Source organism: Cellulomonas wangsupingiae (genome assembly GCF_024508275.1).
Lineage (GTDB): Bacteria > Actinomycetota > Actinomycetes > Actinomycetales > Cellulomonadaceae > Cellulomonas > Cellulomonas wangsupingiae.
Window position 1 is genome coordinate 2,329,987 of the sequence record NZ_CP101989.1, and the last position, 20,249, is coordinate 2,350,235.

General features: G+C 73.7%; 19 protein-coding genes. 6 read left to right on the plus strand and 13 right to left on the minus strand.

Annotated features, from left to right (window positions below; genetic code table 11):
- Positions 1–24: 24 nt before the first annotated feature.
- The 3 genes from NP075_RS10815 to NP075_RS10825 all read right to left on the minus strand — a co-directional run bounded on the left by NP075_RS10815 (position 25) and on the right by NP075_RS10825 (position 4,131).
- Entirely contained in the window at positions 25–819 is a 795-nt protein-coding gene (locus tag NP075_RS10815) for an ABC transporter ATP-binding protein (protein ID WP_227563180.1), read from the minus strand.
- 73 nt (positions 820–892) lie between these two features.
- Entirely contained in the window at positions 893–1,918 is a 1,026-nt protein-coding gene (locus NP075_RS10820; RefSeq protein ID WP_227563181.1) for a GNAT family N-acetyltransferase, read from the minus strand.
- Positions 1,919–1,989: 71 nt separating this feature from the next.
- A complete protein-coding gene (locus tag NP075_RS10825) occupies positions 1,990–4,131 on the minus strand; it encodes a DNA gyrase/topoisomerase IV subunit B (RefSeq protein ID WP_227563182.1) in 2,142 nt (713 codons plus the stop codon).
- A 163-nt stretch (positions 4,132–4,294) separates the two neighbouring features.
- On the opposite strand from NP075_RS10825, the gene NP075_RS10830 reads away from it, so the two are divergent.
- Positions 4,295–4,510: a DUF7455 domain-containing protein gene (locus NP075_RS10830; RefSeq protein WP_227563183.1), complete on the plus strand. Its 216-nt coding sequence runs from the start codon at positions 4,295–4,297 to the stop codon at positions 4,508–4,510.
- A gap of 86 nt (positions 4,511–4,596) precedes the next feature.
- Here NP075_RS10830 and NP075_RS10835 read toward each other — a convergent pair whose 3' ends face one another.
- The 6 genes from NP075_RS10835 to NP075_RS10860 all read right to left on the minus strand — a co-directional run bounded on the left by NP075_RS10835 (position 4,597) and on the right by NP075_RS10860 (position 10,087).
- Positions 4,597–5,568 carry a hypothetical protein gene (locus NP075_RS10835; RefSeq protein ID WP_227563184.1) on the minus strand — a complete coding sequence of 324 codons (972 nt, stop codon included), beginning with the start codon at positions 5,566–5,568 and terminating at the stop codon, positions 4,597–4,599.
- A gap of 123 nt (positions 5,569–5,691) precedes the next feature.
- The gene (locus tag NP075_RS10840; RefSeq protein ID WP_227563185.1) at positions 5,692–6,186 is read right to left on the minus strand and encodes an SRPBCC domain-containing protein; all 495 of its coding nucleotides are present in this window, start codon (positions 6,184–6,186) and stop codon (positions 5,692–5,694) included.
- Complete coding sequence (locus NP075_RS10845; protein WP_227563186.1) at positions 6,167–6,532, minus strand: ArsR/SmtB family transcription factor; 366 nt, start codon at positions 6,530–6,532, stop codon at positions 6,167–6,169. Before NP075_RS10845 ends, NP075_RS10840 begins: the two co-directional genes overlap by 20 nt.
- A gap of 113 nt (positions 6,533–6,645) precedes the next feature.
- Complete coding sequence (locus NP075_RS10850) at positions 6,646–8,187, minus strand: RNA polymerase sigma factor (protein ID WP_227563187.1); 1,542 nt, start codon at positions 8,185–8,187, stop codon at positions 6,646–6,648.
- A gap of 285 nt (positions 8,188–8,472) precedes the next feature.
- A complete protein-coding gene (locus NP075_RS10855) occupies positions 8,473–8,865 on the minus strand; it encodes a universal stress protein (RefSeq protein WP_227563188.1) in 393 nt (130 codons plus the stop codon).
- 100 nt (positions 8,866–8,965) lie between these two features.
- A complete protein-coding gene (locus tag NP075_RS10860) occupies positions 8,966–10,087 on the minus strand; it encodes a DUF4192 domain-containing protein (RefSeq protein ID WP_227563189.1) in 1,122 nt (373 codons plus the stop codon).
- Positions 10,088–10,217: 130 nt separating this feature from the next.
- Between NP075_RS10860 and NP075_RS10865 the strand changes: the two genes are divergently transcribed.
- Together NP075_RS10865 and NP075_RS10870 are read left to right on the plus strand one after the other, a co-directional pair.
- Entirely contained in the window at positions 10,218–10,727 is a 510-nt protein-coding gene (locus tag NP075_RS10865) for a hypothetical protein (protein WP_227563190.1), read from the plus strand.
- Between the two features lie 15 nt (positions 10,728–10,742).
- Positions 10,743–11,861, plus strand: a complete 1,119-nt coding sequence (locus NP075_RS10870) for a polyprenyl synthetase family protein (protein WP_227563191.1) — start codon at positions 10,743–10,745, stop codon at positions 11,859–11,861.
- Between the two features lie 37 nt (positions 11,862–11,898).
- Here the strand turns inward: NP075_RS10870 and NP075_RS10875 are convergent, their stop codons facing one another.
- Complete coding sequence (locus NP075_RS10875; RefSeq protein ID WP_227563192.1) at positions 11,899–12,309, minus strand: Rv2175c family DNA-binding protein; 411 nt, start codon at positions 12,307–12,309, stop codon at positions 11,899–11,901.
- Positions 12,310–12,474: 165 nt separating this feature from the next.
- On the opposite strand from NP075_RS10875, the gene NP075_RS10880 reads away from it, so the two are divergent.
- Both NP075_RS10880 and pknB read left to right on the plus strand, forming a co-directional pair.
- Positions 12,475–13,797: a LysM peptidoglycan-binding domain-containing protein gene (locus NP075_RS10880; RefSeq protein WP_227563193.1), complete on the plus strand. Its 1,323-nt coding sequence runs from the start codon at positions 12,475–12,477 to the stop codon at positions 13,795–13,797.
- 47 nt (positions 13,798–13,844) lie between these two features.
- A complete protein-coding gene (gene pknB / locus NP075_RS10885; RefSeq protein WP_227563194.1) occupies positions 13,845–15,836 on the plus strand; it encodes a Stk1 family PASTA domain-containing Ser/Thr kinase in 1,992 nt (663 codons plus the stop codon).
- A gap of 76 nt (positions 15,837–15,912) precedes the next feature.
- Here the strand turns inward: pknB and NP075_RS10890 are convergent, their stop codons facing one another.
- The 3 genes from NP075_RS10890 to NP075_RS10900 all read right to left on the minus strand — a co-directional run bounded on the left by NP075_RS10890 (position 15,913) and on the right by NP075_RS10900 (position 19,468).
- On the minus strand, positions 15,913–17,265 hold the full coding sequence (locus NP075_RS10890) for a class II 3-deoxy-7-phosphoheptulonate synthase (protein ID WP_227563195.1): 1,353 nt from the start codon (positions 17,263–17,265) through the stop codon (positions 15,913–15,915).
- Entirely contained in the window at positions 17,262–18,482 is a 1,221-nt protein-coding gene (locus NP075_RS10895) for a pyrophosphate--fructose-6-phosphate 1-phosphotransferase (RefSeq protein WP_227563196.1), read from the minus strand. The genes NP075_RS10890 and NP075_RS10895 overlap by 4 nt, the downstream gene beginning before the upstream one ends.
- A gap of 191 nt (positions 18,483–18,673) precedes the next feature.
- Positions 18,674–19,468, minus strand: coding sequence for a lysophospholipid acyltransferase family protein (locus NP075_RS10900; RefSeq protein ID WP_227563197.1), 795 nt, complete (start codon positions 19,466–19,468; stop codon positions 18,674–18,676).
- A gap of 120 nt (positions 19,469–19,588) precedes the next feature.
- Here NP075_RS10900 and NP075_RS10905 point away from each other — a divergent pair, with 120 nt between their 5' ends.
- On the plus strand, positions 19,589–20,209 hold the full coding sequence (locus NP075_RS10905; protein ID WP_227563198.1) for a hypothetical protein: 621 nt from the start codon (positions 19,589–19,591) through the stop codon (positions 20,207–20,209).
- The last annotated feature ends 40 nt before the right edge of the window (positions 20,210–20,249 follow it).

A 20,249-nucleotide genomic window follows, 5' to 3' on the forward strand; every position in this document is an offset into this window, starting at 1 on the left:
GCGGATCGGCCCGAGGAACGTCCCTCAGCGGGCGTCGCGGTGCGCGTGCGCGGCCCAGCGGCCGTCGGCACGGTCCAGGCGCAGCGGGACGTCGAAGGTCCCCGACAGGTTCTCCGCGGTCAGGACCTCCTCGATGGGCCCCGCGGCGAACGCCCGTCCCGCTCGCAGCAGCAGCAGGTGGGTGAACCCCGGGGGGATCTCCTCCACGTGGTGGGTCACCAGCACCAGCGCCGGCGAGCGGCGGTCGTGGGCCAGCTCCGCCAGGGCACCGACGAGCTCCTCGCGCCCCCCGAGGTCGAGGCCCGCCGCGGGCTCGTCGAGGAGGAGCAGCTCGGGGTCGCTCATGAGCGACCGCGCGATCTGCACGCGCTTGCGCTCCCCCTCCGACAGCGTGCCGAACCACCGCTCGGCGAGGTGCGCGACCCCGAACGCCGCGAGCAGGTCCGCTGCGCGCGACTCGTCGACCGACTCGTACGACTCGCGCCAGCGCCCGGTCACGCCGTAGGCCGCCGTGAGCACGACGTCGCGCACGGTCTCCCCCGAGGGGATCCGGTCGGCGAGCGCGGCGCTCGCGAACCCGATCCGCGGACGCAGCTCGAACACGTCCGTCGCACCGAGCCGCTCACCGAGCAGCGAGGCGGTCCCGGAGGTCGGGTGCATGCGACCGGACGCCACCTGCAGCAGGGTCGTCTTGCCCGCGCCGTTGCGTCCCAGCACGACCCAGCGGTCGCCCTCCTGCACCCGCCACGAGAGCGACTCCAGGATCGTCGTCGTCCCTCGGCGGATCGTCACGTCCTGCAGGTCGAGCACGTCGGTCATGTGCACAGACACTAACGGCCGCGGGCCGCGACAGTGCCCGGACGGGCCGCTGCGGGCCCGTCCGGGACGGACGTCACAGCTCGATCGTCAGCATCGTCGAGGAGTGCGCGACCTCGTAGCCGAGCGCGGCGTACAGGCCGTGCGCCCCGGACGGGTTCTCGGTGTCGACCTCGAGCTCGGCGTACGCCATGCCGTCCGCCTGGTAGGCACGCATCACCGTCGCGAGCAGCGCCACAGCCACCCGACGGCCGCGCCACTCGCGCCGGACCCCGAGCAGCTCGGTGTAGCCCGACGGGTAGCCGGCGGCCGGCCAGTCCTCCTCGTACCGGCCCGACACCGCGTAGGCGACGACGTGGTCCGCGTCGTCGAGCGCCACGAAGGACCACGCGGGCGCGAACATCGCGCGTGCGGCACGCCACTGCTCCGGTGTGCGCGGCTCGGACCCCCAGTGGTCGGCGAAGACCTCGTTGTGGGCCAGGCGCACGGCGTCGTCGAGCTCGGACGACCACGGCACCACGCGCAGTCCCTCGATCCGCGGGACGTCGGGCAGCGGCGCGTCGAGCGGGCGCCGCATGTGCGTGTAGTAGCGGATGGGTGCGAAACCCGCGGCCTCGAACACGCACGCCACCTCGGGGACCGAGTCGTCGGCGTACGTCGCGATACGCGCGGGCAGCTCCTTGCCCGACGCCGCGAGCAGCTGACGCGCACGCGCCTGCGACCAGGCCACGAGGGCGGCGCCGATCCCGCGCCCACGCCACGCGGGGTCGACCGTGCCGCTGACGAACGCGCGGACCACGCGCTCGTCACCGGGCGCGGTGTCGACGTGGGCGTACGCCCGCGGCGTGCCGTCGGCGTCGACCCCGACGAGCGTGTCGAGCGAGAGGTCCCGCCACTGGCCCGCGAGCTCCTCGGCCACCTCGGCGACCGAGGTGCGGTACGGCAGGCCGTCGGCCTCCTCCGAGCGGACGTTCAGCGCGGCCAGCGCCGCCGCGTCCTGCAAGGTCGCGGGGCGCCACGTCAGCCCGAGCCCGGGGTCGGGGACCGGGACCTGCGCGGGGGGTGCGGCGCGGACGGCCAGGGGTGTGGTCGTGTCGGTCATGGTCGCCAGCGTCGCGCGGAACCGCGGCCGTGGTCCACCGTTATGTGCGTCGCACACCGCACCCGGCGCGCTCAGGCGTCGATGCGGGACTGGTCCAGGGCGTGCGCGTTCGCGACGATGAAGTCCTTGCGCGGCGCCACGTCCGAGCCCATGAGGAGCTCGAACACCTTCTCCACCTGGGCCGCCGCCTGCTCGGCCTCGCCGATCCTCACACGCCGCAGCGTGCGGTGCCGCGGGTCCATGGTCGTCTCCGCCAGCTGGTCGGCGTCCATCTCGCCGAGGCCCTTGTAGCGCTGGATGTCGTCCTTGTAGCGCTTGCCGGAGCGGTCCAGCTTCTTGAGGGTCGCCGTGAGCTCCGCCTCGGAGTAGGTGTACAGGTACTCGTTCTTGCGGGAGCCCGCACCGATCACCTCGATGCGGTGCAGCGGCGGCACGGCGGCGTAGACGCGCCCGTCCTCCACCAGCGGTCGCATGTACCGGAAGAACAGCGTCAGCAGCAGCGTGCGGATGTGCGCGCCGTCGACGTCGGCGTCCGTCATCAGCACGACCTTGCCGTAACGGGCGGCCTCGAGGTCGAACGTGCGCCCCGAGCCCGCGCCGATGACCTGGATGATCGAGGCGCACTCGGCGTTCTTGAGCATGTCGCCGACCGACGCCTTCTGGACGTTGAGGATCTTGCCGCGGATCGGCAGCAGCGCCTGGAAGTCGGAGCTGCGCGCGAGCTTGGCGGTACCCAGCGCGCTGTCGCCCTCGACGATGAACAGCTCGCTGCGCGCGACGTCGTCGATGCGGCAGTCGGCCAGCTTGGCCGGCAGCGACGACGACTCGAGCGCGTTCTTGCGGCGCGAGATCTCCTTCTGCTTGCGCGCCGACACGCGCGCCCGCATCTCCCCCACGACCTTGTCGAGCAGCAGCGCCGAGTGCGCCTTGTGCTCGCGCTTCGAGGACCCGAACAGCGCCGTGAGCTCCTGCTCGACGACGCGCGCGACGATGCCCCGGACCGGCCCGGTGCCCAGGACCTCCTTGGTCTGCCCCTCGAACTGCGGCTCCGCCAGCCGCACGGTCACGACGGCCGTGAGACCGGCGAGCACGTCCTCCTTCTCGACGCGCTCGGACGAGGAGTCCTTCGCGGAGATCTTCAGGCGACGCGCGTTCGCGGCCACCTGCGCCCGGACCGTCTTGAGCAGCCCCGCCTCGAAGCCGGCCAGGTGCGTCCCGCCCTTCGGCGTCGCGATGATGTTGACGAAGCTGCGCACCTCCGTCGCGTACCCCGTGCCCCAGCGCACCGCGACGTCGACCTCGCAGCGCCGCGAGACCTCCTGCGGGCTCATGTGGCCGCGGTCGTCGAGCACGGGGACGGTCTCGGTGAACGTCCCCTCGCCCGTGAGGTGCCACGTGTCGGTCACGGCGGCGTCGGGCGAGAGGTGGTCGACGAAGTCGACGACCCCACCGGTGTGCAGGAACGTCTCCTCGTGCGGGCCGTGCTCCCCCGGCGTCCCGGGGACCCGGCGCTCGTCACGCACGGTGATCGCGAGGCCCGGCACCAGGAAGCTCGTCTGGCGCGCCCGCGTGACGAGCTCGTCGTAGGAGAAGACCGCCGTCTTGGGGAAGATCTGGCGGTCCGCCCAGTAGCGCACGCGGGTGCCGGTGACGCCCTTGGCGACCTTGCCGACGACCGCGAGCTCGGACCCCTGCACGAACGGCTCGAACGGCGACTCCGGGCTCACGCCCGCGCTGTCGTCGAACGTGCCCGGCTCGCCGCGGTGGAACGTCATGCGGTACGTCCGGCCGCCACGGTCGACCTCGACGTCGAGACGCGCGGACAGCGCGTTGACCACGGACGCCCCCACGCCGTGCAGGCCACCCGACGCCGCGTACGACCCACCCCCGAACTTGCCCCCGGCGTGCAGCTTGGTGAGCACGACCTCGACGCCCGTCAGGCCGGTCTTCGGCTCCACGTCCACGGGGATGCCGCGCCCGTTGTCGCGCACCTCGACGGACGAGTCGGCGTGCAGCACGACCTCGATGCGGTCGCCGTGCCCACCGAGCGCCTCGTCGACGGAGTTGTCGATGATCTCCCACAGGCAGTGCATGAGCCCGCGGCTGTCGGTGGTGCCGATGTACATGCCGGGCCGCTTGCGCACGGCCTCGAGGCCCTCGAGCACCGACAGGTGCCGCGCGGTGTACCCGGACTGGGCGGAGGTCGTCGTCACGGCGCCGATCGTAGACCGGGAGCGACGTGTGCCCGCCCCGCCGTGCCGGACCGGCGCCCGCGGACGTCATGTCACGATCTTGTACGCAGACAGCGAACCGACCGCTCCTGATGGTATGGATCGGCGGACCGGATGGTTGTATGGAGATGTGACAGGGACGACGATGGAATCCAGGACCCCGCTGACGGCTGCCGACCGCTGCGACCGCTGCAACGCGCAGGCCTACGTCCGCGTCGTGCTCCCCGTCGGTGAGCTGCTGTTCTGCGCGCACCACGCGCGCGAGCACGCACCCAAGTTCGCCGCGGTCGCGACGCACGTCCAGGACGAGACGGACCGGCTGCTCGCCGAGCACGGCGCCGGCCCGGGCGCAGCCGGCTGACGAGCGCTCCGCACCACGAGCCACGAAGGCCCCGGACCACGGTCCGGGGCCTTCGTCGTCCGTCCGGCAGCGACCGCCGGGCCGGGTCAGGGGTACGGGTACGACCCGCACTCGTTGAGGTCGCAGATGACGCCGGTGCGCAGCACCTGGTCGCCGGCCTGGCCGATGGCGTAGGAGCTCCAGCCAAAGCCCGTTCCGAGACGGAGGGTCGCGGTCGACGGGCGATAGGCCCCGTGCCCGGCGTCCACCTGGGCGACGCTGTCGTGGAGGATCCGGACCGGGGCGACCGGCTGGTCCCCGACCGCCCCGGTGATGACCGGGACGATCTGCCCGTCGACGTCGCGGAAGGTGGAGAACGTCGCGGTCGACGGGCGGTAGACGTCGAGCTGGAGGGGCAAGCCGATCCTGCTGCTGCCCTCGCCACCGAGCGGGACGTCTTCCGGGGCCCCGAACGTCCGGGTGCCCTGCGCGATGGTCGACGTCCGGTCGGTCTGCAGGTACCAGGTGGTGCCGCGCTTGACCCCCAGGTCGGACAGTCCGTCGCCGTCCCAGTCCCCGACGAACGGCTGGTCACCCGGGCTGCCGAAACGCCGGCTCTCGGCCGCGGTGCTGCCGAACTCCGTGCCGCTGAAGAACCACTCACCGGTGGAGGGGCGGAAGACGCCAGGGGTCGCGTAGGTCTTGCCGTTCACGCCCCACGTCCCGATCACACCGATGTCACCCTCGTTGCCGAAGATGAAGCAGAACGACGCCGCTCCGACGTTCGGCGAGGGCGAGGCCTGCCCCGCACCGACGACGTACCAGACCTGCCCCCGCTTGAAGTAGTACAGGTGCGCGTTGGGTTCCCGGGTGCGGTGGGACTGGTCCGCCGAGCACGCCGCGATCTCGGCCTGCGTCGCGGACGTCGTCAGACCCGTCAGCGGGAACGGCGCGGACGGCGCCGGCGCTGCCTGGGCCGACCCACCGCCGACCAGGTCAGCCGTGGCCAACCCGGCGACGAGAGCGAACGCGAGCGCGGCAGCGCCCCACGGGAGGCGACGACGGCGGGAGCTGGTCATGCCGCGCAGGCTAGTACAGGCGGCCGCCCACCGGGCGGGAACTGCCCCGTCGGGCCGGGTGATCCCGCGGTAGCCGGACCGCCCGGTCCGCGCCTCGTCGTGCTCCCTCCGCGACGGCCGGGCTCAGTGCGCCTCGACGTGGTCGCGGAGGCGGCCGAGCACCACCGGCCAGCCGTCACGGTAGGTCGCACGCACCGTGGGCGCCGGCGTCGGCTCGAGCGCTTCCCAGCCCCGGTGCTCGACCTCGACCCGGCACAGGCCCGGTCCCAGCGCGAGGACGCGCAGCTCCACCTCGGTCGGGACACCCGTGACGTGCCACGACAGGACGAGGCGGTGCGGGGGGTCCCAGACGAGCACCTCACCCCAGGCGTGCTGCGTCCCGTCGTCCCAGCGCTCGACGAGCAGCCCGCCTGCCCCACCCTCGAGGTGGACACCCCGGACCCGTGCGCCACCGAGCGAGAACCCGGTCACCGGCCACCACGCCCCGATGTCGCGGACGAGCACCTCGAAGGTCGTCGCCCGGTCGGCGCGGACCGTCACGGCCTGCCGGAGCGGGCCGGGCGCCTCCGTCATGGGCGCAGCCCTGCCGTGCGTGCTCTCATCCCGTGCGTCGCTCATGGCGGTGCTCCTCGCCGTCGGATGTCCCGGCCTCCTGCTCGACGACCCGCCGCGCCGCGTCCAGCGAGGCCGCCCACGTCTCCTCGAGGAACGTCCGCAACGGCACGAGCCCGTCCGGGCGCGTGCGGTACAGGTTCCGGGTCCCGTCCCTGCGGTGCGTCACGAGCCCGGCGGCCTCGAGCACGCGCAGGTGCTGGCTGACCGCGCTGCGCGTGACGTCGAAGCGCTCGGCCAACCTGCCGACGGGCAGCTCTCCGGCCGACAGGACCCGCACGATCGCGCGGCGGCGCGGCTCGGCCAGCGCGCGCAGCGCCTCGTCGGTCCGGTCGCGCTCTGTTCCGGTCACGTGGCAATGGTGAGCAAGGGCTAACGGTTAGTCAAGGCTGACGAATCACAGGATCGGAAGCACGAGAGCCCGGCCCTCACGGGCCGGGCTCTCGACGTTCGTGCTGAGGCGTCTCAGTCCAGGTAGTCCCGCAGCACCTGGGAGCGCGACGGGTGACGCAGCTTCGACATCGTCTTGGACTCGATCTGACGGATCCGCTCACGGGTCACGCCGTAGACCTTGCCGATCTCGTCCAGCGTCTTCGGCTGGCCGTCGGTCAGACCGAAGCGCATGGAGACCACACCGGCCTCACGCTCGGACAGCGTGTCCAGGACCTGGTGCAGCTGCTCCTGCAGCAGCGTGAAGCTCACGGCGTCCGCGGGGACGACTGCCTCGGAGTCCTCGATGAGGTCACCGAACTCGCTGTCGCCGTCCTCGCCGAGGGGCGTGTGCAGCGAGATGGGCTCGCGGCCGTACTTCTGGACCTCGACGACCTTCTCGGGCGTCATGTCCAGCTCCTTGGCCAGCTCCTCCGGCGTGGGCTCACGGCCCAGGTCCTGGAGCATCTGGCGCTGCACGCGCGCGAGCTTGTTGATGACCTCGACCATGTGCACCGGGATGCGGATGGTGCGGGCCTGGTCGGCCATCGCGCGGGTGATGGCCTGCCGGATCCACCACGTCGCGTACGTCGAGAACTTGTAGCCCTTGGTGTAGTCGAACTTCTCGACCGCACGGATCAGACCGAGGTTGCCCTCCTGGATGAGGTCCAGGAAGAGCATGCCGCGACCGGTGTACCGCTTGGCGAGCGAGACGACGAGTCGCAGGTTGGCCTCGAGCAGGTGGTTCTTCGCGCGGCGACCGTCCTGCGCGATCCACTCGAGCTCACGACGCAGCTTCGGCTCGAGCTGGTCGCGGGTCTCGGCGAGCTTCTCCTCGGCGAACAGGCCGGCCTCGATGCGCTTGGCGAGCTCGACCTCCTGCTCGGCGTTCAGCAGCGCGACCTTGCCGATCTGCTTGAGGTAGTCCTTGACCGGGTCGGCGGTCGCACCGGCGGTGACGACCTGCTGCGCCGGCGCGTCGTCGTCGTCGGCGTCGGAGTAGACGAAGCCCGTGTCCTCCGGCTCGTCCTCCTTCTTCGCCGCGGCGGGCTTCGCCTCGGTGTCGTCACCCTCCTCGACCACCTCGACGGCCTCGACGACGTCGTCGGCGTCGACCTCGACGTCGACGGCCTCGACGTCCTCGAGGTCGGCGACGTCGACATCGACCTCGACGTCGTCCGCCACGTCGGCGGAGTCGTCGGTCACTTTCGAGCCCTTGGCGGGGGCGGCCTTGGTGGCCACCTTGGCGGTGGTCGACTTCGTCGCGGCGGCCCTGGTCTTGGCCACGGGCTTCGCGCCGTCCGCGACGGACGCCTTGGCGGCAGGACGGGACTTGGCGCTGGTCGCGGCCACCGCGCGGCCGGCGGTGCCGAGGTCGTTCACGTCGATGCCGGCGGTGCCGAGCCCACGGACGACCGCACGCAGCCGCTTGGGCCCCTCGACACCTGCGGCCTCGCACGCGGCACGCACCGACGCGGAGTCGACGCTGCCGTGGGTCCGCCCGCGCATGACCAGCTCCTGCAGGGCAGGGTGCTGGAACTCGCGCGGAAGTGCGGGGTGGGGGGTCTGGGACGTCACGAAGGACCTTTCGTCAGCGCGGCAACCGGAACCGAGGAGAGTCCGAAGGACCGGGAGACAGACGGATATTGTACCGACCCGCGGGGGGGTGCCGCGCGTGGTGCGACGCATCACGCGACAGGCGTACGGGCCGTCCTCGGGGGCCGACCTGCTTGAACACGCGCGGGAGCAGGAGAATTCCCGTGCACCGCCGGACGGACTGCACCGCGCTCCGGGTGACCTGGCCGCAGCAGGGCCGCACGCGCGGCCGGACCTGAAGGCACGGACCTGCGCGTCCGGGGCGGGTCAGCCGGCCGGCTTGACCGTGAGCACCGGGCACGGCGCGTCGAAGAGGACCCGCTGGGCGTTCGAACCGAGGATGAGCTTGCCTACCGGGCTGCGCCGGCGCAGGCCCAGGACGATGCGCTCCGCGCCGACCGCCTCGGCAGTGCTGATGAGGTCGTCCGCGACGTCGCCACCCTCCAGGAGGCGGATATCGTGGGCGACCCCGAGGGAGTCGAGCTCCTCTCGGACGCCCTCCAGGTCCTGCCGGGTCTGCTCCCGGCGCTCCTGCGGCTCGTCCGGACGCGTGCTGAGCACGACGACGACAGGGACCGACCGCCGCCTGGCCTCCTCGACCGCGGCGTCCAGCGCCGCGTGCCCCTCAGGGGTCGCCAGGTAGCCGACCACGATGCCCATCGTCGCTCCTCCTCCTGGCCCGGGTCGGCCTCGTACGCGACGCTACCGGAGCGCGGGACCTGCGACGACCTCGGCGCGCACGGCGCTCCGCGGCGGAGGATCACGTCGACCGACGCGCCCATCCCGGTGCGAGGCCGGCCTCCAGGGCGCTGCGCAGGAGCTGCGCGAGCCGGTACGTCGGGTCGTCCCGCAGTGCACGCCCGAGCAGCACCGCTGCGCGCGCGCCATCCCCCTGCCACCAGGCCAGGGTCGCGAGCAGCGTCCACGCCGGCGCCTGCGCGCCTCGCAGCCCGTGCGCCACGACGTCCTCGAGTGCGCCCTGCACCGCGCGTGCGGCGTCGTCGGGGGGCTCCCCCACGTCCGGGTCGACGAGACGCCCGATCGCCGCCCGCAGCTCGGCGTCCTCGTCCGGGCCCGCACGCGTCAGCGCACGCTCGGGCAGCGTGCCCGCACCGGGCAGGCACGTCACGAGCACCGCGTCACGCACCCGCCGGTCGGCGAGACCGGCTTCGACCCGCCCGAGCAGCGCGACCCGGGTGACCGCCCCGGCGCCCTTCCCCGGTCTCGCTGCGACGAGCGCGCGCCAGGCCGCCAGGGCCTCGCAGCGCCAGCGGGCCACGGCTGCCGGACCGCTCGCGAGCGCACGCACGTGCGCCTCAGCACGCCGGCGACGGACCCGCGCCACGGCGCGGCGCACGTCACCCGGCGCCCGCACCACCTGGCCGAGCGCGTCGCGCAGGGGCGCCACGACCGATCCGGCGAGCACCATCTCGGCACCCGCGCGCGTCGACTCCAGGTCGCTCAGCGGGCGCCCGCCGGGCGGGCAGCAGTCCGGTCCGCACCCGAGGCACCGGTAGGTCCCGTCGCCCACCACGACGACGTCGACCCCGCCGAAGGGCAGGTCGAACGCCTCGGCGACGTGGCCGACGGCCGTGGCGACGAGACTGCCACGCCCCCCGGACGCGCCGTCGGCGTAGACGACGAGCACCGCACGCCGTGCCCCGTCGCGGGCCAGGTGGCTCGCCAGGGAACGTGCCACCTGCGCGCCGTGGACGGGGTCGCCCACGTCGGCGAGGTCGACCCGGGCCACGAGCCCGACCCGCCCCCGGGTGCCGCGCAGGCTGACGGCCACCGCGCTGTCCCGCGGACGGAAACCGAGGAGGTGAGGGACGAGGGCGAGCAGCTCACGGGGCTCACCGAGCCGGAGGACGAGGGGTTCCATGGGCACCACGAAAGCGCGGGTCACCAGCCCTCGGGGCGAGGTTCGACCGACCTGTGGGTTCGACCGCCCCACGACCGGGCTGTGGTCGGCTCGGGCACCGGCGGTCGGGACGCGGGGCTACCCTGGCGCCGTGCCGCGCCCGTCGTCCTGCGCCCTGGCGGCCGCCGCCCTCCTCTGCGTCGGGCTCGCGGCCGGGTGCACGGCCGCGCCCTCGCCGGAGCCCACGGCGTCGGTGACCTCGCCCTCGCCCTCCCCGTCGCCGGACGAGACGCTGCTCCCCGTCGACACCGACGAGGACTCCGCCGTCGGCACGCTCGCGCCCGGTTTCCCGTCAGCGCTCGTGCCGGTGCCGCCCGGCGCCGAGGTCCTCGTGTCGTCCGCCGAGCCGCTGCCCGACGGCCGCCTGGCCATCAGCCTCAACGTGCGCACGGGGCAGGACGCGGCGGGACTCCTCGACGCCGTGCGCGCGCCGCTCGTCGCCGCCGGCTTCGCCGAGTCGCCGCCCTCGTCTCCCGAGGCCGGGCTCGCCGCCCGGACGACGTTCTCCCGGTCCGACGGCGCCGAGCTGCTCGTGGTCGGCGTGCTGGACCGCGACGGCCTGCGGACCATGACCCTCGGCGGGACTCTCGCCGCCCCTTGACCCTAGGGTGGGCTCGTGCCCACCGCGAACACCGCTCTCGTCGACCGTGAGAACCTGCGAGAGGGCGTGGACGCGGCGCTCGCACGGCACGTCGCGTCCCTGCGCGAGACCGTCCTGGCGATCGGCCCGGACGCCACGCCGCTCGTGGACGCGGTCGAGCGCATGCTCGCGGGCGGCAAGAGGCTGCGGGCCGCGTTCTGCTACTGGTCCTGGCGTGCCCACGGGGGCACACCAGGCGACGAGCGCGAGGCCGCCGTGCTGCGCACAGGAGCTGCGCTCGAGCTCTTCCAGGCCGCGGCCCTGTTCCACGACGACGTGATGGACGACTCCAGCACCCGCCGCGGCCTGCCGACCGCGCACCGGGTCTTCGCCGACGAGCACCGCACCTCGCAGCGCCGTGGCGAGGCACGCCGGTTCGGCGACGGCGCCGCGATCCTCCTCGGCGACCTCGCCCTCGTCGCGAGCGACGAGGAGATGGCCCACGCGCTGGCCGGCCTCCCGGCCCCCGTCGCGCGGGCCGCGCGGACGGTCTTCGACCTCATGCGCACCGAGGTGACGGTCGGCCAGTACCTCGACCTGGTCGCGCAGACCATGCCGTGGGGCGATCCGGCCGACGACGAGCGGCGCGCCCGCGACGTCGTGCGCACCAAGGCCGCGCGCTACAGCGTCGAGCACCCGCTCGTGCTCGGGGCAGCGCTGGCGGGGGCCGACGAGGAGGCGCTCGCGGGCTGCCGGGCGGTCGGGCTGCCGCTCGGCGAGGCCTTCCAGCTCCGGGACGACCTGCTCGGGGTGCTCGGAGACCCCGCGACCACCGGCAAGCCCACCGGCGACGACCTGCGGGAGGGCAAGCGCACGGTGCTGGTGGCACGCGCGCTGGCGCTGGCGACCCAGGCGGGCGACACCGAGGCCGCGGCGGCCCTCGCCCGCGGCGTCGGCGACCCCGGCCTCGACGCCGACGCCATCGCCGAGCTCACCGCACTGCTGGTGCGGACCGGCGCGGTCGACGAGGTCGAGTCGCTCATCGACGAGCTGCGCTCCGAGACCTTCACGCAGATCGCGGCGCGCGACTGGCCGGAGCCTGCGCGCAGCGCCCTGGTCGCGCTCGCGCACGCGACGATCGACCGCGCCGCCTGACGGCGCGGACCGCCGTCCCCGGCGGTCCCGCGTCCGGCTACAGCATCGCCTGGGCGACCCGGCGCACCTCGGTCTTGCGTCCCGCCCGCAGGGCGGCGATCGGGGACACGCCGAGCGAGTCCTCGACGGCGAAGAGCCAGGCGATCGTCTCCTCGTCGCTGAAGCCGTCGTCGGCCAGCACCGTGAGGGTCCCCTGCAGCGACGCCAGCACCGTCCACGGCTTGTCGTCGGACGGCACGTCCGGCGCGGCGGGGTTGGCGAGGTGGCCCGGCACCAGTAGGTCGGCGGGCACGCTGAGCACCGGCGGGCTGCCGCGCCGCACGCCGACGAGGCGGCGCTCCTGCAGGAGGCGACGCACCCTGCCGGTGTCGACGCCGAGCATCTGCGCCACGTCCGGGAGGGTCAGCCACGAGCCGACAAGCTGATCAAGATCCGACGACGAACTCACCCGACCAGCCTACGGGTCGGGCGCGGGATGCCCGCCATCGACCCCGTGGGCTTTCCGTCGCGGCCATTCTCGTCTAGCGTCGATTTCTGTCACACCTGTCACACGGGCACCAGACGTCACACGTCGGCACTCGACCACCTGCATCACCACCGCCTGGGGGGGCACATGTCCGCACTGTCCACGCGTCCGCGCACCGTCGCGCGCACCGCGACCGGGACGGGTGCCACGCTCGCGCTCGCCACCGTCGCGCTCGCCGCGACCGGCACCGCCGGCCACGCTGCCGACTACACCGTCCAGGAGGGCGACACGCTGACGTCGATCGCCCGCCGCGCGGGCACGGACGTCGCGCGCATCGCCGCCGACAACGCCCTGGCCGACCCCTCGCGGGTCCGCGCCGGGCAGGTGCTGCGCCTTCCCGAGAAGGCCGCCCCGGCGCCCGCGCCCGCAGCATCGGCGGCGACGTACACCGTGCGCAGCGGCGACACGGTCTCGGCCGTCGCCGCCCGGCACGGCACGTCGGTGGCCGCGATCGTCGCCGCGAACGGCCTCGACGCGCGCGCGTTCGTCCGCGCCGGCCAGGTCCTCACGATCCCCGGCGCCACGGGCGCGCCGGCCCCCGGCGCCACGCCGGCCGCCGCCGGCGGGGCGTACACCGTGCGCAGCGGCGACACGGTCTCGGCCATCGCCGCCCGGCACGGCACCACCGTGCAGGCCGTCGTCGCCGCCAACGGACTGGACGCGCGCGCCACCATCCGTGCCGGTCAGACGCTGACCGTCCCCGGTGCCGCGACCCCCGCCGCACCGCCCGCCGCACCGGCCGCGACGGGCGCGAGCCACACGGTGCGCGCCGGCGACACGGTCTCCGCGCTCGCCGCGCGGCACGGCACCACCGTCGCGGCCGTCGTCGCCGCCAACGGGCTCGACGCGCGCGCCACCATCCGCACCGGTCAGACGCTGACGATCCCTGGTGCCGCGACCCCCGCCGCACCGGCCACGCAGCTCGTCGGCAACACGTTCGCGGGCCGGACCTACGCACCGCAGGTCGTCGACGCGGCGAACCAGAACAAGGCGACGCTGCTGGCGACGGGCGCCCCGTCGCGGGCCGCCATGCAGGCGAAGGTCGCCGCGACCGCCGTGGCGATGGGCGTGGACCCCGCGCTCGCGCAGGCCGTGGCCCACCAGGAGTCCGGCTTCGACCACACGTCGGTCTCCCCCGCCAACGCCATCGGCACGATGCAGGTCATCCCGTCGTCCGGGGAGTGGGCGTCCCAGCTCGTCGGACGGGACCTGAACCTCCTCGACCCCGACGACAACGTCGTGGCCGGGGTCGCGATCCTGCGCTCGCTGGTCCGGACGTCGGGCGACGACCTGCCCACCGCGATCGCGTCGTACTACCAGGGCGCGTCCTCGGTGAAGCGCAACGGCATGTTCTCCGACACCCGCCGGTACGTCGCGAACGTCCAGACGCTGATGACGCGCTTCCGCTGACGCGCGGCTCCCAGGAACTTCAGGTCCGCAACCGTAGACTGCCGCGCGTGGGAACCACTGTCACCGATCCGCTCGTGGGCCGCCTGGTCGACGGGCGGTACGAGGTCGTCTCCCGCATCGCACGGGGCGGCATGGCGACGGTGTACCTGGCGATCGACCGCCGCCTCGACCGTGAGGTGGCGCTCAAGGTCATGCACCCCCACCTCGCCGAGGGCGCGGCCGGTGGGGCGTTCGTCGCGCGCTTCCGCCGCGAGGCGCGCGCGGCCGCCCGCCTGACGCACCCCGGGCTCGTCGGGGTCTTCGACCAGGGCCTCGACGGCGAGACCAGCTACCTGACGATGGAGTACGTCGACGGGACCAACCTGCGGCGCCGGATCGCCGAGGAGGGCGCGCTGCGCGTCGGTGAGGCGCTGCGGGTCACGGAGTGCGTGCTCGACGCCCTCGCGGCGGCGCACCGCACCGACCTCGTGCACCGCGACGTGAAGCCGGAGAACGTCCTCATCGCGTCGGACGAACGCGTCCGCGTCGCCGACTTCGGCCTCGCCCGCGCGGTCACGGAGGTCACGTCGACCACCACCGGGACGGTGCTCGGGACCGTCGCCTACCTCGCGCCCGAGCTCGTCCGGCACGGCACGGGCGACGCACGCACCGACGTGTACGCGACCGGGGTCATGCTCTTCGAGATGCTGACGGGCCGGCAGCCGTTCACCGGCGAGACGCCCATCCAGGTCGCGTTCCAGCACGTGAGCTCGGAGCTCCCGGCGCCGTCCACCCTCGTCGACTGGCTGCCGTCCGAGATCGACGAGCTGGTCGGCGCGCTCGCGGCGCACGACGCCGACGACCGCCCTGTCGACGCCGGCGCGGCGTTGCAGCTCGTGCGCCGGACCCGCGCCGCGCTCGACGGGATCACGCTCGACCGCCGTGCCGACGTCCCCCCGACCGTCGCGCTGCCGAGCGCGACCGACCCGTCCGACGCCGACGCGCTCGCGCAGGGCGACGAGGACACCCCCGAAGGCGACGACGACGGTGCGACGACGCGCGTCCCCGTCGGTGACCACGCCCGCGGCGGGACGGTCGCCCTGCCCATCGGCCTGGGTGTCGTGGCCGAGCCCGAGGCACGACCCGAGACGTCCCGGCGCCGGTGGGTGCTCCCGGTGGCGGTCGTCGCCGTGCTCGCCCTGCTCGGCCTGGGGACGTGGTGGTACCTCGAGGTCGGCCCTGGTGCCTACACCGCCGTCCCGGCGGTCGTCGAGCAGACCGAGGCCGACGCGGTCGCCGAGATCGAGGCGGCCGGCCTGCGGCACACCCGGGCCGAGGCGTTCCACGACGACGTGCCCGTGGGGTCGGTCCTCGCCACGGACCCCGGACCGGGAGAGCCCGTCCGCAAGGACGGCTCGGTCACGTACACGGTCTCGAAGGGTCCAGACCTCGTCCTCGTGCCCGACGGCGTCGTGGGTGCCATGCAGGCGGACGCGGAGGCCGCGCTCGAGGGTGCGGACCTCGCCGTCGAGTACGGCGACGAGAGCTACCACGACGAGGCGCCCGCCGGTCAGGTCCTCAGCGCCACGGTCCCGGGCGGCGACGCCGCGGAGCCGGGCGCCGAGGTCAAGCGCGGGAGCACCGTGACGCTCGTCGTCTCGCGGGGGCCCGCGCCCGTCACGGTCACGTCCGTCGTCGGCATCACCGTCGAGGCCGCCCAGGACCAGCTCACGCCGGACGCCCTGACGGTCGAGGCCACCGAGGCGCACCACGACACCGTCCCCGCCGGACGGATCATCGACCAGACGCCCTCGGCCGGCGAGACCGCGCACCGGGGTGACGTCGTCACGGTGACCGTGTCGGCGGGACCGGAGCCCGTCGTGGTCCCCAACGTCGTCCAGACCGACTTCGCGCAGGCCAAGCAGCAGCTCGAGGCCGCGGGCTTCAAGGTCGACCGCAAGAACTCGTGGGGCGGGCTCATCGGTCGGGTCGTCGCCCAGAGCGTGGACGGTGGCCAGACCGCACCGAAGGGCGCCACCATCACGCTCACCGTCGTCTGAGGCGCAGGGCCGACGGCACGACGAGGCCCCGGTCACCCGTGGGGTGACCGGGGCCTCGTCGTGCGCGAGCCCGGGGTCAGGCGCGACGCAGCAGCTCGACCACCTGGAAGGCCATCTCGAGCGACTGCTGGTGGTTCAGGCGCGGGTCGACGAGCGTCTCGTAGCGCCGCGCGAGGCCCTCGTCGTCGATCTCCTCCGTGCCGCCGAGGACCTCGCTGACGTCGTCGCCCGTGAGCTCGACGTGCAGCCCTCCGGGCACGGTGCCCAGCGCGCGGTGCACCTCGAAGAACCCGGCGACCTCGTCCATGACGTCGCTGAAGCGACGGGTCTTGTACCCGCTCGCCGACGTGATCCCGTTGCCGTGCATCGGGTCGCAGACCCACGTCACGGGACGCCCGTCGGCCGTCACCTTCTCGACCAGGCCCGGCAGCAGGTCCCGGACCTTGCCGGCGCCCATGCGGGTGACGAACGTCAGCCGGCCGGGCTCACCCGACGGGTTGAGACGGTCGATCAGCGCGAGCGCGTCGTCACCCGTCGTCGTGGGTCCGAGCTTGACGCCGATCGGGTTCTGCACGCGCGAGAAGAAGTCGACGTGCGCGGCGTCGAGCTGGCGCGTGCGCTCCCCGATCCACACGAAGTGCGCCGAGCAGACGTACGGCAGGCCCGTGCGCGAGTCGATCCGGGTGAGGGGCCGCTCGTAGTCCAGCAGCAGCGCCTCGTGCGCCGAGAAGAAGTCGACCGTGCGCAGCGCGTCGAAGTCGGCACCGCACGCCGCCATGAAGCGGATGGCCCGGTCGATCTCCGCGGCGATCTCCTCGTACCGGGAGTACGCGGGGTTCGACGTGAACCCGCGGTTCCACTCGTGGACCCGCAGCAGCGACGCGAAGCCACCGGTGGTGAACGCGCGGATGAGGTTCAGCGTCGACGCGGACGTGTGGTACGCCTCCAGCAGCCGGGCGGGGTCCGGCGTCCTGGCCTCCGGGGTGAACGGGAACCCGTTGATGATGTCCCCACGGAACGCGGGCAGCGTCACGCCGTCGCGCGTCTCGACGTCGGACGACCGCGGCTTGGCGTACTGCCCCGCCATGCGGCCCATCTTGACGACCGGCATGCTGGCGCCGTACGTCAGCACGACCGCCATCTGCAGGATCGTCTTGATCTTGTTGCGGATGTTGTCGGCCGTGGCCTCGGCGAACGTCTCGGCGCAGTCACCGCCCTGCAGGACGAACGCCTCGCCCCGCGACGCGGCCGCGAGCTGCGACCGCAGCGCGTCCGCCTCGCCGGCGAACACCAGCGGCGGCAGCGTCGCGAGGCGGTCGCGGACGCGCCGCACGGCCTCGGCGTCGGGCCACTGCGGCTGCTGCCCGGCCGGCAGCGACTCCCAGGCGTCGAGCCCGGCGACGACCTGCGGGTCCGGCTCGACGCTCACGAGTGGCTCGCCGGCACGAGGGTCTGCCCGATGTCGGCGAGGAGCGCGCCGAACCAGGGCTGCGACACGTCGAACGCCTTGCCACCGGCGATGCGCGGGAACTCGATGGCCCGCAGGCGGTCGCCGTTCTCCTCGTCGTGCCCGATGACGCCGGACTCGCCGCGCAGCGCGCACTCGACGGCCAGGTCCGTCATCGACTTGATGAGGCGCAGGTCCTCGGCGTTCGCCGCCGCGGCGCGCGAGTAGTAGCCCGACTTCTGGACCATGACCTTCTCGGCACCGAGCTTGTCGGCGAACTGCTTGGCGAACCACTGGCCCGGGTTGATCGTGTCGAGCTTGACGTGCCCGAACGGGTCCCGCTCCGGAGGCGTGCCGGCGGCCTCGAGCTGCTCGACGATCTCGTGCATGCCCGCACCCTCGGAAAGGAAGATGTTGACGTTGCCCTGCTCGTCCATGACCTGCTTGAGGCGCGCGGCCTCGGCGTCGATGTCGAGCGCGAGCTCGGGCAGGAAGACGGCGTGGATGTCCCAGCGCTCGCGCGACAGGCCGATGCCGGGCACCCACTCCTGCAGGTCGAGCCACTTGCGGTACTCGGCGGCGGCCGCGGCGGTCAGCCACCCGCAGTGCCGCCCCATGACCTCGTGCACGATGAGCATGCGCGGGCCGGAGCGGTGCTCGCCGATGATGTTCGCGGCGAAGCCGGCGGCCTCCTCGGCCGCCGTCCACGCACCCAGCGACTGGCGGATCGGCACGACGTCGTTGTCGATCGTCTTGGGCAGCCCCACGACGGTCAGCTCGTAGCCGTTGTCGTGCAGGTACGCGGCGAGGTCCGCGGCCGTCGTGTTGGTGTCGTCGCCGCCGATCGTGTGCAGCACGTCCACGCCGTCGGCCTTGAGGCGCTCGGCCGCGACCTTCAGCGGGTCCTCGCCCTCGGCGACCAGACCCCGCTTGACGCAGTCCTTGGCGTTGGTGAGCTTGACCCGCGAGTTGCCGATGGGCGAGCCACCGAAGCGGTGGAGGATGCCGGCCTTGGCGCGCACCTCGGGCGTGACCGTGATGCTGTCACCCCGCAGCAGGCCGTGGTAGCCGTGCTGGTAGGCGATGATCTCGACCTCGGGGGCGATCTCCGTGTAGCGCTCGATGAGCCCACCGACGGCGGAGGACAGGCAGGGAGCGAAACCGCCGGCGGTCAGAAGGGCGACACGACGGACCGACATGGGACACACCTCTCGTTGGCACAGCACTGACGGACGCGGCGCGGGACGACGTGCCCGGCCGGCGCCCAGCGTGGGGCCCTGCGACGACGCCCCGCCGGGACCGAGGTCCTCCGGCGGTCCGTCGTCCAGGTGACGGCGGGCACGCACCCCGACGGGCACGCGCACGGGCCCGACGCACGTCCGGGTCCACCTCATCCTACTGACGGCGGCGCCTCGTCCTGCGGCGGGACCGGAACCTGGACATCGGGCACGGGCCGGCCGCCCGGCGCCGCCGGCATGCGGCCACCGCCGTCGACGTCCTGGTGGCCCGTCGCGATGCGCGCCTTCTGCGTCGCGGCGTAGACGTCGACGTACTCCTGGCCGGACAGGCTCATGATCGCGTACATGATCTCGTCGGTGACCGAGCGCAGGATGAACCTGTCGTTCTCCATGCCGCGGTAGCGGGAGAAGTCCATGGGTTCGCCGATGACCACGCCGATGCGCATGACCTTCGGGATGCGTCGCCCGAGCGGCTGGGCGACGTCGGTGCCGACCATCGCCACCGGGACGACCGGCGCGCCGGACTCGAGCGCGAGCCGCGCGACGCCCGTCTTGCCGCGGTAGAGCCGCCCGTCGGGGCTGCGCGTGCCCTCGGGGTAGATGCCGAACAGCCCGCCCTCGGAGAGTCGGCGCAGCCCGGTGCGCAGGGCGGCCTCGCCGGCCTTGCCGCCCCCACGGTCGACGGGGATCGTGCCGACGCCGCGCATGAACCCCGCGGTCAGGCGCCCTTTGAGACCGGCACCGGTGAAGTACTCCTGCTTGCCGATGAACACGATCTCGCGGTCCAGCACCAGCGGCAGGAAGAACGAGTCGATGACCGCCAGGTGGTTGCCGGCGAGGATCGCACCCCCTTCGGCCGGGACGTGCTCCGCACCACGGACCCACGGCCGGTAGATCAGGCGCAGCACGGGTCCGACGAACACCCGCTTCATCAACCAGTAGAACAACGTGTCTCCTCGCTCGACGTCCACCGCGCCGCCGTCCTCCCGCCGGACACCGGTCGGCTCCGTGGACCCGCCACCGACCGCGACAGGCCGGTACGTCGGGTCCGACTCTAGAGTGCTCCCATGGACGCACGTCCCGACGACGACGCCGGCGCCGACGGCACCAACGGCGCGCACGGTGCCCCGGGCACCCCGGGAGGGACCCCCGACGAGCAGCAGGCAGCGGCCGACGAGGGCACTGCGGCGCGCTCGGACGACCGGCCCGCGTCGCACCCGGACCCCGCACCGGCACCCGGTGACGACGAGGTCTGGGCGTCGATCGTCGCCCGGCTGTCGGACGTCGGCACGGACCCCGAGCCGCCGCCGGAGCGTCGCGTGCTGCGCCGCGCGACGGACGACGACGTGCCGGACGCGGCCGACGACGTGCCCGCGGTCGTGCCGGTGGGCCGCGACTGGGACGGCACGTCGCAGTACGACACGGCCGAGGACGCGGTCGACGACCTCGAGCACTTCGTGCCCGCCGACCCCGGACCGGTGCTCGGTGGCGACCCGCTCCTGACGCTCGCGTGGTGCGCCACCGCCGGTGTGCCCCTGTTCATGCTCGTGGTCGTCGTCGCGTGGCAGGACGCACCGACGATCCTCGTCCGGACGGCGGCCGTCGTGTTCGTCGTGGCCGTGGCGGTGCTCGTGTGGCGGATGCCGCAACGCCGGGAGCCGTCCGACGACGACGGCGCCGTGGTCTGACGCGTCGGACCGGCCCGGCGCGCGCCGGCGACCGGTCGGC